Genomic DNA, 14228 nt, shown 5'->3' with positions numbered 1-14228 from the left:
ACGATCGTGGCAGTTTACACCGACATCACCGAAGACGATCTCGCCCGCTTTCTGACCGCCTATGACGTCGGCACGCTGACGTCCTACAAGGGCATTGCCGAAGGCGTCGAAAACACCAACTTCCTGCTGCACACGACCAAGGGCTCCTACATCCTGACGCTTTATGAAAAGCGCGTGGACCAGAACGACCTGCCGTTCTTCCTCGGCCTGATGCACCATCTCGCAGACAAGGGACTTTCCTGCCCACTGCCGCTGCCGCGCGCTGATGGCAAGCTGCTCGGCCACCTGTCCGGCCGTTCAGCCGCTGTCATTTCCTTCCTTGAAGGCATGTGGCTGCGCAAGCCCGACGCCAATCACTGCCGTGAAGTCGGCAAGGCGCTGGCGGCCATGCACGTGGCAAGCGAGGGGTTCGAGATCCGCCGCACAAATGCGCTCTCCGTCGGCGGCTGGCGGCCGCTGTGGAATAATTCAAGCGCCCGCGCCGACGAGGTGCAGCCGGGCTTGCAGACCGAGATTGCAGCCGAGCTGGATTTCCTCGAAGCCAACTGGCCAAAGGACCTGCCGGAAGGCGTCATCCATGCCGATCTCTTCCCCGACAACGTCTTCTTCCTTGGTGACGAGCTTTCCGGCCTGATCGACTTCTACTTCGCCTGCAACGATCTGCTCGCCTATGACGTTTCCGTCTGCCTGAACGCCTGGTGCTTCGAAAAGGATGGCGCCTTCAACATCACCAAGGGTATGGCGCTGCTGTCGGGTTATCAGAGCGTGCGGCCCCTGACCGCGGGCGAGATCGAAGCCCTGCCGCTGCTTGCCCGCGGCTCCGCCCTGCGTTTCTTCCTGACCCGGCTCTACGATTGGCTGATGACACCGGCGGGCGCCCTGGTGGTCAAAAAAGACCCGCTCGAATACCTGAAAAAACTGCAATTCCACCGCTCCGTTGCAACCGCTGCGGAATATGGCTTGACCAACGAGACACTGCCCGCATGAAACATGTCGATATCTTCACCGATGGTGCCTGCTCCGGAAATCCAGGACCGGGCGGCTGGGGCGCTGTGCTGCGCTATGGCGAGACTGAGAAGGACCTGTGCGGCGGCGAAGCCGAAACCACCAACAACCGCATGGAGCTTCTGGCCGCGATCACCGCGCTGACCAGCCTGAAGACCCCATGCGAGGTCGATCTCTACACCGACAGCAAATATGTCATGGACGGCATCTCGAAGTGGATCCATGGCTGGAAGAAGAATGGCTGGAAGACCGCCGACAAGAAACCGGTGAAGAACGGCGAACTATGGCAGGCGCTCGATGCCGCAAACCGGACCCACAAAGTCACCTGGCACTGGGTCAAGGGCCATGCAGGCCATCCGGAGAACGAACGCGCTGATGAGCTTGCCCGCAAGGGCATGGAGCCGTTCAAGAAGAAGCGCTGAAGCTCAACGGCCGTCCGTGAACTGCACCAGATCCCACAGGGTTCCGTAGAGATCTTCGAACACGGCGACGATGCCGTAGGGTGCCTCCTTCGGCTCGCGGGTGAAACGGATGCCGGTCTCGATCATCTTGTTGTAATCCCGCCAGAAATCGTCCGTCTGGAGAAACAGGGAGACCCGGCCGCCTGCCTGGTTGCCGATGAATGTTTCCTGATGCTCCGAAGAGGCGCGCGCTATGAGCAGGGATGTGCTGCCTTCACCGGGCGGGCGGACGACCACCCATCGCTTGTCCTGCTCCGGCTGATAGCTATCCTCAACCAGCACAAATCCAAGCTTGGTGACATAGAAGTCGATCGCTTCGTCATAGTCGCGAACGACAAGGGCGATCAGGGCGATGCTCTGTTTCATGGGGCCTTTTTATGAAATCACTTGACCGTGCAAATGCCGTTGGCGCCGCCTTTGCCGGTATAGCTGACAGAGGCCGATCCATCGGGATTGATGCTGATCGAGATTGTCACGCCACTGCCCTTGGCCTCGTAATAGTTTTCGTTGAAGATCTTCAGCTTGCCTTCCTTGCCGTTGATATAGACCGGCCCGCCCTGATCGGCGTGAACCTCGATCTTGCCGGGGCAGGTGGCGTTGATCAGTGGAATTTTGGCGGCGGCCTGTCCCGCCAGCAACAGCGCGGCGGCCGGGGCTGCAATCCGCAAAAACGCATTCATCGTAATCTCCCGAACTCTTGGCGTAAATGCCGAGTGCAGCCGCAGGTAGCGGCGGTCTCAACGTGACAGGATGTCTGTCCAAGTCAAGGCTGCCGGCACATCGAATTACTTAGCCATTGCGCTAAGTAATTCGATGTGATACTTAGCTTTATGGATCAGTATTCTAGTCAACTCGACAGCATTTTCCAGGCTCTGGCAGACCCCACCCGCCGTGCTGTTCTAGCGCGGTTGGGCACAGGACCAGCTAGCATCAGCGACCTTGCCGAGCCTTTCGATATGGCCCTGCCGTCGTTCATGAAACACATCCATTTTCTCGAAGGCAGCGGCCTGATCCAAACCCACAAGCAGGGCCGGGTCCGGACCTGCACTATCGAGAAGCAGCAGTTCACGGCTGTGGAAGCCTGGCTGTCACAACAGCGCTCGCTGTGGGAAGGCCGCACAGACAGGCTCGAGCAATTCGTCACCAAGGCACAGGCAGAAGGAGATTGATCATGACCGCATCACCCAATCCCGAACTCGATCTGACGATTTCGCGCATAATCAAGGCACCGCGATCGCTGATCTGGAGCGCCTGGACTGATCCGGCTCGCTTCGAAAAATGGTGGGTTCCGGAACCTGCCCGCTGTAAGGTCGCTGAAATGGAGTTGCGCCCGGGCGGCACGTTCAAGACGCGGATCAGCGAAAATGGCGGCGCGTTCCAGCCGCATCTGGATGCCTGTTTTCTTGCTGTCGAAGAAGGCCGGAAAATCGTCTTCACCAATGCGCTGACCGGTGGCTGGCGTCCTGCCGAACAACCCTTCATGACGGCGGTCATCACGCTCACCGATCACCCGGAAGGCACCGATTACCACGCCCATGTCATGCACAAGAGCAATGCCGACCGGAACATGCATGAGGAGGCGGGTTTCTTCGACGGCTGGGGAACTGTTATCGGGCAACTTGCGCGGCTCGTTGAGCATCGCGTGAAGTAGCGGAGGGTATACAAAAGCCCGCATGTGTTCCAACAGGCGGGCTTTCTGGTCGCTATCTGTTATTTGGCTGGCTTTCGCTCAGATCTGCTCGAGCATCGCCGCAGCGGCCGAAACAGTCGCCTGGCCAGGGCTCTCTTCAACATTCAGCGTCTTGACCACGCCGTCTTCCACCAGCATCGAATAACGCTTCGAGCGCAGGCCGAGCGTACCGGCGGAGAGGTCGATATCCATGCTGAGCGCCTTGGTGAAGGCGGCGTTCCAGTCGGAGAGAAAGTGGATCTTGCCCATGCCGCCCGATTGGGTTGCCCAGGCGCCCATCACGTGCAGGTCGTTGACCGCAACAACAGCGATATCGTCGACGCCGCGGGCAAGGATCGCATCGCGGTTTTCAAGATAGCCCGGCAGATGGTTGAGCGAGCAGGTTGGCGTGAAGGCGCCGGGAACGGCGAACAGAACGACCTTCTTTCCGGCAAACAGCTGGTCTGTGGTAATTTCGACCGGGCCATCGGCGGTCTTTTCCTTGAAGGTGGCGGCTGGCAGCTTGTCTCCGACGGAAATGGTCACGGTCTTAACTCCTTGAGGTCGTTTGGGGAAAGCGTGAGCATCGCGGCTCAGCAGGGATCGGATGGGAATATAGATTTGGTTCAGTCAAAGGCAAGCGGGGTTTCCATGCTCTGGTTGCCGGACCGGGCAACAAGCATGACCGTACCACTTTTCAAAGCGCCGCCCTTTGCCGGAACGCGTACCGGAATCTCCGCGGTGACCTTACCGTTTTCCACCGTGACATTCTCCGCCTTGCCAAAACTGAAACCGGGAGGACCGGACAGGAAAAACTCCGCCGGTTTTGCTGCCACTGGCGTTTGCAGCGACAGGTGCAGGCGTTTTTCAGCGGCATCGAAGGAGGCGCCCGTCACTCTGAACGCGCCGGATGGCTGCATCGGCAGGGCTGCGACCGCGTCGTCGATCCGCGCCCGGTCGAGCGGGTTTTCCGCAAGCCCTTCCGGCAGGGAAAGATGGATATCGGCCTGAACCGGAATGCAGATATCCTTGCAGATACCGAGGAAAACCGAGGCTTTCAGGTTGAGGTCTCCGCTCTTTTCGCGCTTTAGCGACAACGGAAACGCGACTGAACGGTCGTAGCCGGTATAGCTTGCAATCCCGTCGTGAAAGGCCTTCGGAGCGGGAAAGCGTAGCCCGGAAAAAGAGATGCCGTCCTGTGGATCGACGGTGATCTGTGGTGGGATGCCACTGGCGCCGGGCTCGACCCAATAGGTCTTCCAGCCGGGTTTCAACCGGATATCGAGAATGGCCGGGATTGTTCCGTCCGGCTCGGGTCTGTCGGCAACGATGCGGACAGCGCCACCCTCCGACTGCACCCATTCGCTCTGCGCGGCGTTGGCGGCAGGGGCGATAAAAAAATACGCTGAAAGGGTTGCCAGCGCAGCCAAATGAGGCACATTCTCTAGGAGGCGATGATGTTTCATGATGCTGAGGCTTATCGGTTTTGGGGCAGGGTTGAAAGATGTAGGCTTTCACCCCGCGATCATTTTCTCTTGATGTCACGCGGCTTCGAGGGCCGGTAGAAATCTTCAAAACAACAGACCAGGGTGGAAACGCTTTTCATTTGAACCTGAGTTGATGGGCTAAGACCATGATGGCAACGTTTCAGAAGAAACGCGAACGCGGAATATTGGACGGTCAGTTCCTGATCGCCATGCCAGGCATGTTCGACAGCAACTTTTCCCGCACGGTCATTTTTGTCTGCGCCCATTCGGAGGATGGTGCGATGGGATTCGTGCTTAACCGGCCGCAGCAACTGACATTCCCGGATGTTCTTCTGCATCTGCATATCATCGATCAGGATCAGGCGATCCGGCTACCCGGCGTCACCCGCGACTTCCAGATCCAGACCGGTGGTCCGGTCGAAACCGGACGCGGCTTTGTGCTGCATTCGGATGATTACCTCAGCGAATCCAGTATTCCCGTCAATGACGACATCTGCCTGACCGCAACGCTCGATATCGTGCGCGCCATTTCGCGCGGCGAGGGGCCTGAAAAGGCGATGATGATGCTCGGTTATGCCGGCTGGGGCGCCGGCCAGCTCGAAAACGAGATCGCCAACAATGGCTGGCTGAATTGCCCGGCCAGTGAAGAGCTGATCTTCGATCGCGACCTCGGCGATAAATACGACCGGGCGCTGGCATTGATGGGCGTTGCGCCGGCGATGCTCTCGGTCGATGCCGGTCACGCATAGACAAATCTATTTTCCCTCTTTCTGATGTTGCGCCGGAACAATTTCAGCCGCGCCCCGTTTTCCAGTCGCAAGGACAGGACTCTTTGTTCCTATCCTCAACCTCTCAAGGAGACTGTTCATGGGTAGCACTTCCGACAAGATTTCCGGCGCCGCCAATCAGGCCGCAGGCAAGGTCAAGCAGGCTGCTGGCAAGGCAACCGGCAGCGAAAAACTGCAGGCTGAAGGCAAGGGGCAGGAAATCAAGGGAAAGGTCCAAACGGCCACCGGCAAGGCCAAGGACGCCGTCAAGGGTGCCGTTGATCGCATGTAGTCACAGTTTGCCACCGCTATCGGCATAAGCGATGGCGGTGGCTCCAGAGTGCGCGAATCGACTGTCCTGACGGGTTCAACTGGATGGAAGATTTCAGCGCCGATGCCCGCTGTGCCTTGTGCCAGCGGGCATTTCTCTGTGAGACAAGTCATTGAACATCCCTTCCCTTGGCAGAATTCGGGCGAGCCATGAGACTTTACGAATGCGGCACCTGCGGTAATCCCGTTCATTTCGACAATCGCGTCTGCATCAATTGCGGCTCGCAACTCGGTTTCCTGCCCGACGCCATGTCGGTCCAGGCGCTCACTTCGGCGGGAGATGGCTTGTGGCAGGCATCCTCTCGCTCGGTGGCAGATGTCCGCTTCTGCGCCAATGCGGCTGACGATATCTGCAACTGGCTGATCTCGACAAATGACGATCACGTCTATTGCCAGGCCTGCCGCTATAACCGCATCGTGCCGGTCACAGACAATCCGGAAGGCCTCGCGCGTTGGCAGAAGATTGGCCAGGCTCAACGCCATCTGTTCTATTCTCTGCTGCGCTGGAACCTGCCGCGTCCCGGCCGCGATGCCGATCCGCAAGGCGGCCTGGTTTTTGATTTTCTCGCTGATGAAGTGGATGCCAACGGTAATATCGTCCCCGCCATGACCGGTCATGAGGACGGCCTCATCAGCCTGCGGGCGGCCGAGGCCAATGATGTGACGCGGGAAAGCGTGCGCGTATCGATGAACGAGCCCTACCGGACGCTGCTTGGCCATTTCCGCCATGAGATCGGCCATTTCTATTGGGCGCAGCTGGTCCGTGACGACCAGACGCTTGCTGAAGCAAGGACGCTGTTCGGCGACGAGCGGGAGGACTATGCCGAGGCTCTGAAGCGAAACTACGAACAAGGCCCATCAGCCGGCTGGCAGGCCAGTTTCATCAGCACCTATGCCAGCGCCCATCCGGCCGAGGATTTTGCCGAATGCTGGGCGCATTTCTTCCACATCGTCGATACGCTGGAAACCGCTCGCTCGTTCGGCCTGACGACCGAACCGCGCCGCCACGAGGAAATGGCGGCAGAAGTCGATTTCGATCCTTATGGGGCCGTGGACGCGCAAACACTCGTGGATGCCTGGATACCCCTCAGCGTGGCCCTGAACAGCATCCAGCGCAGCATGGGCCAGCCTGACAGCTACCCCTTCGTGCTGTCGGCGCCGGTGGTGCAAAAACTCGATTTCATCAATCGGCTGATCCGGCGGGCAGGGGCGGCGTACGGGCCGTAGGAACTCTGCCGGCGGGCAGACGGCGGTTATCCGGAGGATGCGAAGGCCGTCGTTTGAGGCGAGCCTTTCGGCTGCGCTGCGCCGGAGGGGGACAACAATGAGGGGGATATGAGCGACGTTGCGCCTTTCATATCCCCCTGAGGTCCGGGCATATTTTCTGCCATTGAGCGTTGCCGGCTCAGATCGCGAGCCGGCAAGCAATCTTAGTGACGGTTACTGTGCAGCCATGGAATCGAATGACTTTTTCATCGTTTCCTGGATCTGGTCGATGGAGAAGCTTGCTGCACGTTGGGCTGGCGGATAGTCCTTGAACGTACCAAGGAACTGGCCAGCCAATGCCTGCGCCGGGACCAGCAGATAGGCACGATCGAGCACCCAATCATAGTAGACGTTCGAGGTTATGTCGGCGCGTTCATAGGGGTCGGAGCGGAGATCGAATATCTTGGGAACACGAAGCTGTGTGAACGGTTCTGCCCAAATCCGCAGGGTTCCGGTCGCGCGCTGTTCGGAAAAGACGATTTTCCAGTTTTCATAACGCATGGCCACCATGTCGCCATCGTCGTTGAAATAGAAGAACTCCTTGCGCGCGCTCTGATCGGTTTTGCCGGTCAGATAGTCGAGCTGGTTATAGCCATCGAGATGGTTCTTGTACTGCTTTCCGGCAACCGTTGTGCCTTTGAGAAGGCGATCCTTGATGTCGGTATCGCCGGCAGCGGCCAGAAGGGTCGGCAGCCAGTCAAGGCCCGAGAACATGCCGGTGGCAATCGAGTTGGGCTTGATGTGGCCGGGCCAGCGGATCAGCGCCGGAACGCGGAAAGCACCTTCCCAGTTGGTGTTCTTCTCACTGCGGAACGCCGTTGTACCGGCATCCGGCCAGGAATTCTGGTGCGGGCCGTTGTCCGTCGTGTAGATGACGATGGTGTTATCGGAAATGCCGAGATCATCAATCTTGTTGAGGATCGTGCCGATGAGCTTGTCGGTCTCGATCATGCCGTCGGCATATTCGGTCAGGGCAGTCAGGCCCGGTTTGCTGCGATTTTCCGCACGGACATGGGTGCGGAAGTGCATGCGGGTGGTGTTCATCCAGGTGAAGAACGGCTTCTTGGCCTTTACCTGACGGTCGATGAAGTCGATCGCGGCGGCCGATGTCTCGTCATCCACGGTCTCCATGCGCTTTTTCGTCAGCGGGCCGGTATCCTCGATCTTGCCGTCGGCCTTTGACTTGATGACGCCACGGGGGCCGAACTTCTTGCGGAACTCGGGGTCCTGCGGATAGTTGAAGTTTTCCGGCTCTTCCTCGGCATTCAGGTGATAGAGGTTGCCGAAGAATTCGTCGAAGCCGTGTGCCGTCGGCAGGAATTCATCGCGGTCGCCAAGATGGTTCTTGCCGAACTGGCCGGTTGCGTAACCCTGATCCTTGAGGGCGGAGGCGATCGTCATATCAGACGCCTGCAGGCCGACATCGGCACCGGGCAGACCGACCTTGGAAAGGCCGGTGCGCAATGTTGCCTGCCCGGTCAGGAAGGTGGAGCGGCCCGCGGTGCAACTCTGTTCCGCATAATAGTCTGTGAACTTCATGCCCTCGTTGGCGATCCGGTCGATGTTGGGCGTGGTGTAGCCCATCAGGCCAAAGCTGTATGTGGACAGGTTCGTCTGTCCGATGTCATCGCCGAAGATCACGAGAATATTCGGCTTTCCGGCGTCAGGTGGCGTTGTCGTCGCTTCCTGCGCCAGCGCCGACGTGCTGAGCAGCGTCAGCGTCAGCACCAGTGCTGTTAATTTTCCGGTTAAATTCATTGCCTGAGCCTCCATTGCCAAAAGTGGCATGTGTGCCGCTTTGAACGTGAACAGTGTTCGAGGTTGAGAAAGCTCGCTTGAGCTTGCCCGCGGCAACAGACTATTGGAACGAAAGAAGCTGAGAAGTAGGGGATGCGGACGAAAACTTGGACCACCAGGAGGTAGTTCATGTATTCCCATGCAGACAGGGTTCGCGCGGTCGAGCTTTATATTAAGCTCGGCAAGCGGGTTAAGGCGACGATCCGCCAATTGGGTTATCCGACCAAGAATGCGCTGAGGAACTGGTACCGCGAATACGAGCAGCATCGAGATCTGCGCTTTCGTTCTGTGGCTCGCGCGCCGAAGTTTTCCCAAGCCCAGAAGCAGGCCGCGCTTGAGCACTACCGCACTCACGATCGCTGTATCTCTTCAACGATGAGAGCTTTGGGCTATCCAGGTCGTGGAACTTTGACGGCATGGGTCCGAGAAGCGTTTCCGGAGGCGAGGACTTCGATGGCCGGCCGGTCCTGGCGTCCCGCCTATCCCGAGGCCTTGAAGCAGGTCGCGGTCCTTGATCTTTGCAATGGGGAAGAGAGCGCCCAGGAAGTCGCCGACCGGCTGGGCGTATGCCGGCCAACATTGTACAGTTGGAGGAATGAGTTACTCGGACATGAGGTTGCCTCATCCATGAAACGCCGCAAAACCTCTGCGCCGGCACCCGAGCGCGAGGAACTTGAGCGACAGCTTGAGGCCCTCCAACGCGATGCCCGCCAATTGCAGCTCGAGCATGATCTGCTGAAGAAGGCCAATGAACTGCTAAAAAAAGGCCTGGGCGTCGATCTGCAACTCCTGAGTAATCGGGAGAAGACACAGCTGGTTGACGCCCTCAAAGATATCTATCGATTGCCAGAGCTGCTTGTGCAGTTGGGAATTGCGCGAAGTTCCTACTTCTACCACCGCGCCCGAGTGAGCCTGGACGACAAGTATGTCACCATCCGTCGCAACCTGGCGGAAATCTTCGAAAGCAACCATCGCTGCTACGGCTATCGTAGACTGCAGGCGTCTCTGGCCAGACAGAGTGTGACAATCTCGGAAAAGGTTGTGCAGCGATTGATGAAACAAGAGCGCCTGGTCGCCGCCAGACCACGGCGACGGCGTTTTGGCTCGTATCTGGGAGAAATCAGTCCTGCGCCTGAAAACCTGATCAACCGCGACTTCCATGCGAAAACACCGAACGAGAAGTGGCTGACGGACATCACCGAGTTCCAGATCCCAGCCGGCAAAGTGTATCTCTCGCCCATCATAGATTGCTTCGATGGCATGGTGATCAGTTGGTCGATTGGAACGCAGCCAGACGCCAGCTTGGTCAACACGATGCTCGACGCCGCCATCGAGACAGTTACCGACGCCGAAGGCAAGACGATCGTTCATTCGGATCGCGGCGCCCATTATCGCTGGCCCGGCTGGCTTACGCGGATCAGCGATGCGAAGCTGGTTCGTTCAATGTCCCGCAAAGGCTGTTCCCAAGATAACGCCGCGTGCGAAGGCTTCTTTGGACGACTGAAAACGGAACTCTTCTACCCTCGGGACTGGAAGAGCATCACAATCGAGCAGTTTGTCCGCGAGGTTGATGCGTACATCCGATGGTACAATGAAAAGCGCATCAAATTATCACTGGGCTCACGCAGTCCGGTCGAATATCGAGAAAGCCTTGGCCTAACCGTATAAATCAGTCCAAGTTTTTATCCGCATCCCCGTACGTTACGGTAACATTGGGATGTAACATACCCGGCGGCCCCAGGTGCACCACCGTTAAATCTGCGCGGGCATTCGGTTATGCCCGTCCCGAGCTGGTTGCGGGTGCTATCGATTTAGCGACACGATCCGAAAACTTTACGAATAGGTTAGGCCCGTTTCATCAGCGGAAATCGTTCTTTCAACAGCCGCTGGATCGATTCCGATCCGATTGGCGGTCCGAACAGGAAGCTCTGGCCGAAATCGCAGCCCATCTGCGAGAGCTGGACGGCGTCTTCCTCGGATTCGATGCCTTCGGCGACGACCTGCATCTCCAGTTCACGCGCCATGGTGATGACCGAGCGCAGGAGGATAGAGCGCTTGTCGCTGGGGTCGCGGACCAGTGATTTGTCGATCTTGATCGTGTCGAACGGAAAGCGGGTAAGGTAGGCCAGCGACGAATGGCCGGTGCCGAAATCGTCGAGCGCCAGTCTGAGGCCCGCGTCCTTCAGTTTTTCCAGAACCAGACGCGCCTGTTCCGGGTTTTCCATCACGACGGATTCGGTCAGTTCCACCTTCACCTTATGCGGATCGCAATGGTTCTTGTTCAAGACCCCGCGGATATCATCATAGAGGTCGTTGTTGAGCAGCTGCGCACTCGACAGGTTGACGGAGACGAAGACCGGCAGTTCTCCGGTCTGGATCTGCCATTCCGTCAGGTCGCTCGTTGCCCGCTCAAAGGCAAACATGCCCAGCTCGTTGATCAGATCGCAGCTTTCGGCAATCGGGATGAATTCCGAGGGCGAGATGCTGCCGCGCTTGGGGTGCTCCCAGCGCATCAGTGCCTCGAAGCCGGCGATCTCGGCATCCACCAGGCGCACGATCGGCTGGTAGACGAGGCTCAGTTCCTTGCGTTCGATGGCGCGGCGCAGATCGGTTTCAAGCTGCAGGCGATCGGTGCCGGAAGCGCGGAAGGCGGGGCGGAAAGGTTCGACACGGTTGCCTCCGGCCTTCTTGGCGCGGAACATCGCCAACTCGGCATCATCGAGCAGGCCTGCGGCATTTTCCTGCTGATCGACCCAGGAAACGAGACCGATCGACGCCGTCAGGTTGATTTCGCGATTACCGAAATTGAGCGGCACCATGATCGCCTTGGAGATCGCGTCGGCGAAATCGGCAATCTTGGCCGTATCGCGTTCGGACATCAGGATCAGCCCGAATTCATCGCTGCCGAGACGTGCCAGCGTATCCTGCGGTTTCACCAGCCGCCGCAGGCGGCGGGTCAGCGCGATCAGAATGTTGTCGCCGGCCGCGATGCCCAGCATGTCGTTGACCTGCTTGTAGCGGTCGATGTCGATGGTGATGACGGTGGGACGTACCGCACTCGAACCGGGCGCCAGCGAGAGAAGCGATTGCAGCCGGTCGAGGAAAATCTGTCGGTTCGGTAATCCGGTCAGATTGTCGTTGAGTGCGTTGTGCAGCAGACGATCGACCGAGTTCTTCTGCTCGGTGATATCGACGATAGTGCCGACGCAGCGAATGATCTCGCCATTGGCGCCAAGCACCGGCCGGGCACGGATCGACAGCCAGTGGTAATGACCGTCCTCGGCGCGAACGCGGAACTCGTGGTTCAGCCGCCCTTTGCGGTGCTCCAGAAGGACGTCCAGCGTTGCCCGGAACCGGTCGCGGTCATCCGGGTGCAGGCGCGGCAGCCAGTTGCGGGCAGCCCCGTGCATGGTACCGGGCGACAGGCCAAGCTGGGCGGAAATGTCTGGAATGGTCACGACCCGGTCACGCGCCACGTCCCAATCCCAGACCGTATCGCCAGACCCCGTCAACGCCAGCGATTGACGTTCCAGATCGGAAAACAGACCCTGGCTATAGGCGCCACCGGCAAAGGCGTGCTGCATCACCGTAAAGCCGATCAGCAATACGATCAGGACAAGGCCGCCGCCGAGCGCCGGCTGGACAATGTCATTGGCGAGCTGGCCCGTCACCGTCAGCCACGCACCGAACAGCCAGACGAGGATCAGAAGCCATGCGGGCACCAAAAGGATGGCGCGGTCGTAGCGATTGAATCCGAGATAGGCGATCAGCACGATGCCGGCCGTGCCGGTCAGTGCGAAGGAAAGGCGGGCGATGCCAGACGCGATGGCCGGGTCATAGATCGCCACACCGAACAGAAGGCCAAGGCCAAGGATCCAGGCGAGCGTCGCATAGCTCAGATGCTGATGCCAGCGGTTGAGGTTGAGATAGGTGAACAGGAAGACCACAAGGCCGGCGGCAAGAAACACCTCGCTGCCCGCGCGCCATATGCGCTCGTCGCCCGCGGTGATCGAGATCAGTTTCGACAGGAAACCGAAGTCGACGCAGATATAGGCAAGCACCGCCCAGGCGAGTGCCGCCGTTGCCGGCAGCATCGAGGTTCCCTTGACGACGAACAGGATCGTCAGGAACACGGCCAGCAGGCCGGCAATGCCAAGTACGATGCCGCGATAGAGTGTGAAAGCGTTAACCGTGTCCTTGTAGGCGTCAGGCTGCCAGAGATAGATTTGCGGCAGGTCGGGACCGGCGAGTTCGGCAACGAAGGTGATGACCGAGCCGGGGTTGAGCGTGATGCGGAAGACATCGGCCTCGTCGCTCGGCTGGCGGTCCAGCGCAAAACCTTCCGAGGGCGTGATCGACAGGATTCGCTGCGATCCGAGGTCCGGCCAGAACAGCTTTGAATTCACCAGACGGAAATGCGGAGCGACGATGACGCGCTCCAGCTGTTCTTCCGAAACGTTTGCAAGCGCAAACACCGCCCAGTCGCCTTGATGATTATCGGCGCTCGAGCGGACCTCGATGCGCCGGACGATGCCGTCGGTGCCGGGCGCCGTCGAGACTTGGAAGGCTTCGCCGCGGCCGGTATAGATTTCCGTCGTCGCGGTGAGATCAAGTGCCGTGTCCTCGCGCGAAATCTTGACGGGCTCGGTGGCAAAGGCCGCGCCGCTACCGATCAGGCAGAACGTGATCATCATGGCGGTGAGAAGCGCCAAGAGCCTTCGTGCTGACGGGTGAAGTGGCAGGCGTGTCAAAAACATCAATCACTCGAATTCTTATGTTGCATGCTGTCCTGCGAGAGGAGGGAGAACATCAGGTGATCCCGCCATTGCCCGTTGATTTTCAGGTATTCCCGCAAATAGCCTTCGCGCTGAAACCCGGCCTTTTCAAGGAGCCGGATGCTTCTGTGGTTCTCGGGAATACAGGCTGCTTCAATACGGTGCAACTGAAGGCTCGAAAAGATATAGGGGATAGCCAGTTTAACGGCCTGTGCCATGTGCCCCTTGCCGGCAAATCTCTCGCCCATCCAGTAGCCGATCATGCAGCATTGGGCAGCACCCCGGCGGATATAGCCGATGGTCAGGCCGCCGATCAGCTGGTCTTCCTGGCGCGAAACGATGAACAACGGCACCGCCTGGCCGGAAGAGAATTCCTGTTCGTTGCGGATGACGCGGGTACGAAAGGCGCTCTCCGTCATCTCGTCGGCCCGCCATGTCGGCTCCCAGGGCTCGAGAAAGGCGCGGCTTTCGCTGCGCAGCTGATACCATTGGCGATAGTCGGCAGATTTCGGCAGGCGCAGCACATGTGTCGCATTGCCAATCTCGATCGGACCCGGCTGCCGTGACAGAAACCGAAAGACCGATCGTGTCATAGAAGCCTCCGCAACGGATGGGTTGATGCCATATGCGAGAGTGCCGGGCGCTCGACGAACGCCCGGAGGTCGCTCATC

15 protein-coding genes are annotated in these 14228 nt (G+C 58.9%); 8 read left to right on the top strand and 7 right to left on the bottom strand.

The genetic code is table 11. From position 1 onward, the window contains the following. Window positions 1–6: 6 nt before the first annotated feature. Together ACSQ3J_RS03085 and rnhA are read left to right on the top strand one after the other, a co-directional pair. On the top strand, window positions 7–987 hold the full coding sequence (locus tag ACSQ3J_RS03085; RefSeq protein WP_060504860.1) for a homoserine kinase: 981 nt from the start codon (window positions 7–9) through the stop codon (window positions 985–987). Next, window positions 984–1427 (top strand): ribonuclease HI, encoded by a 444-nt coding sequence (gene rnhA / locus ACSQ3J_RS03080; protein WP_060504861.1) that lies wholly within the window; start codon window positions 984–986, stop codon window positions 1425–1427. Before ACSQ3J_RS03085 ends, rnhA begins: the two co-directional genes overlap by 4 nt. A 3-nt stretch (window positions 1428–1430) precedes the next feature. On the opposite strand, the gene ACSQ3J_RS03075 is transcribed toward rnhA, so the two are convergent. Together ACSQ3J_RS03075 and ACSQ3J_RS03070 are read right to left on the bottom strand one after the other, a co-directional pair. Next, complete coding sequence (locus tag ACSQ3J_RS03075; protein ID WP_060504862.1) at window positions 1431–1832, bottom strand: VOC family protein; 402 nt, start codon at window positions 1830–1832, stop codon at window positions 1431–1433. A 17-nt stretch (window positions 1833–1849) separates the two neighbouring features. Beyond that, window positions 1850–2146 carry a hypothetical protein gene (locus ACSQ3J_RS03070; RefSeq protein ID WP_060504863.1) on the bottom strand — a complete coding sequence of 99 codons (297 nt, stop codon included), beginning with the start codon at window positions 2144–2146 and terminating at the stop codon, window positions 1850–1852. A 150-nt stretch (window positions 2147–2296) separates the two neighbouring features. Between ACSQ3J_RS03070 and ACSQ3J_RS03065 the strand changes: the two genes are divergently transcribed. Both ACSQ3J_RS03065 and ACSQ3J_RS03060 read left to right on the top strand, forming a co-directional pair. After that, window positions 2297–2635, top strand: a complete 339-nt coding sequence (locus ACSQ3J_RS03065; protein WP_060504864.1) for an ArsR/SmtB family transcription factor — start codon at window positions 2297–2299, stop codon at window positions 2633–2635. A 2-nt stretch (window positions 2636–2637) separates the two neighbouring features. After that, on the top strand, window positions 2638–3117 hold the full coding sequence (locus tag ACSQ3J_RS03060) for an SRPBCC family protein (RefSeq protein WP_060504865.1): 480 nt from the start codon (window positions 2638–2640) through the stop codon (window positions 3115–3117). A 78-nt stretch (window positions 3118–3195) separates the two neighbouring features. On the opposite strand, the gene ACSQ3J_RS03055 is transcribed toward ACSQ3J_RS03060, so the two are convergent. Beyond that, entirely contained in the window at window positions 3196–3681 is a 486-nt protein-coding gene (locus ACSQ3J_RS03055; RefSeq protein ID WP_436038634.1) for a peroxiredoxin, read from the bottom strand. Between the two features lie 80 nt (window positions 3682–3761). After that, the gene (locus ACSQ3J_RS03050; protein WP_436038964.1) at window positions 3762–4574 is read right to left on the bottom strand and encodes a protein-disulfide reductase DsbD domain-containing protein; all 813 of its coding nucleotides are present in this window, start codon (window positions 4572–4574) and stop codon (window positions 3762–3764) included. 194 nt (window positions 4575–4768) lie between these two features. On the opposite strand from ACSQ3J_RS03050, the gene ACSQ3J_RS03045 reads away from it, so the two are divergent. The 3 genes from ACSQ3J_RS03045 (at window position 4769) to ACSQ3J_RS03035 (ending at window position 6946) form a co-directional block, all read left to right on the top strand. Beyond that, window positions 4769–5371, top strand: coding sequence for a YqgE/AlgH family protein (locus ACSQ3J_RS03045; protein WP_436038633.1), 603 nt, complete (start codon window positions 4769–4771; stop codon window positions 5369–5371). A gap of 118 nt (window positions 5372–5489) precedes the next feature. Then, entirely contained in the window at window positions 5490–5681 is a 192-nt protein-coding gene (locus ACSQ3J_RS03040; RefSeq protein ID WP_060504868.1) for a CsbD family protein, read from the top strand. 188 nt (window positions 5682–5869) lie between these two features. Next, window positions 5870–6946, top strand: a complete 1077-nt coding sequence (locus ACSQ3J_RS03035) for a zinc-binding metallopeptidase family protein (RefSeq protein WP_060504869.1) — start codon at window positions 5870–5872, stop codon at window positions 6944–6946. Between the two features lie 213 nt (window positions 6947–7159). On the opposite strand, the gene ACSQ3J_RS03030 is transcribed toward ACSQ3J_RS03035, so the two are convergent. After that, complete coding sequence (locus tag ACSQ3J_RS03030; RefSeq protein WP_082512174.1) at window positions 7160–8743, bottom strand: arylsulfatase; 1584 nt, start codon at window positions 8741–8743, stop codon at window positions 7160–7162. A 168-nt stretch (window positions 8744–8911) separates the two neighbouring features. On the opposite strand from ACSQ3J_RS03030, the gene ACSQ3J_RS03025 reads away from it, so the two are divergent. Continuing rightward, on the top strand, window positions 8912–10450 hold the full coding sequence (locus ACSQ3J_RS03025) for an IS3 family transposase (protein ID WP_060508722.1): 1539 nt from the start codon (window positions 8912–8914) through the stop codon (window positions 10448–10450). A gap of 176 nt (window positions 10451–10626) precedes the next feature. On the opposite strand, the gene ACSQ3J_RS03020 is transcribed toward ACSQ3J_RS03025, so the two are convergent. Continuing rightward, on the bottom strand, window positions 10627–13539 hold the full coding sequence (locus ACSQ3J_RS03020; protein ID WP_060503807.1) for an EAL domain-containing protein: 2913 nt from the start codon (window positions 13537–13539) through the stop codon (window positions 10627–10629). Continuing rightward, window positions 13539–14150 (bottom strand): GNAT family N-acetyltransferase, encoded by a 612-nt coding sequence (locus tag ACSQ3J_RS03015; protein WP_060503806.1) that lies wholly within the window; start codon window positions 14148–14150, stop codon window positions 13539–13541. Before ACSQ3J_RS03015 ends, ACSQ3J_RS03020 begins: the two co-directional genes overlap by 1 nt. Window positions 14151–14228: the final 78 nt, after the last annotated feature.

Source organism: Rhizobium sp. LjRoot98 (assembly GCF_964252935.1).
Taxonomy (GTDB): Bacteria; Pseudomonadota; Alphaproteobacteria; order Rhizobiales; family Rhizobiaceae; genus Pararhizobium.
The sequence above is the reverse complement of the archived record's forward strand: the minus strand, read 5'-3'. Positions and strand labels throughout refer to the sequence as shown.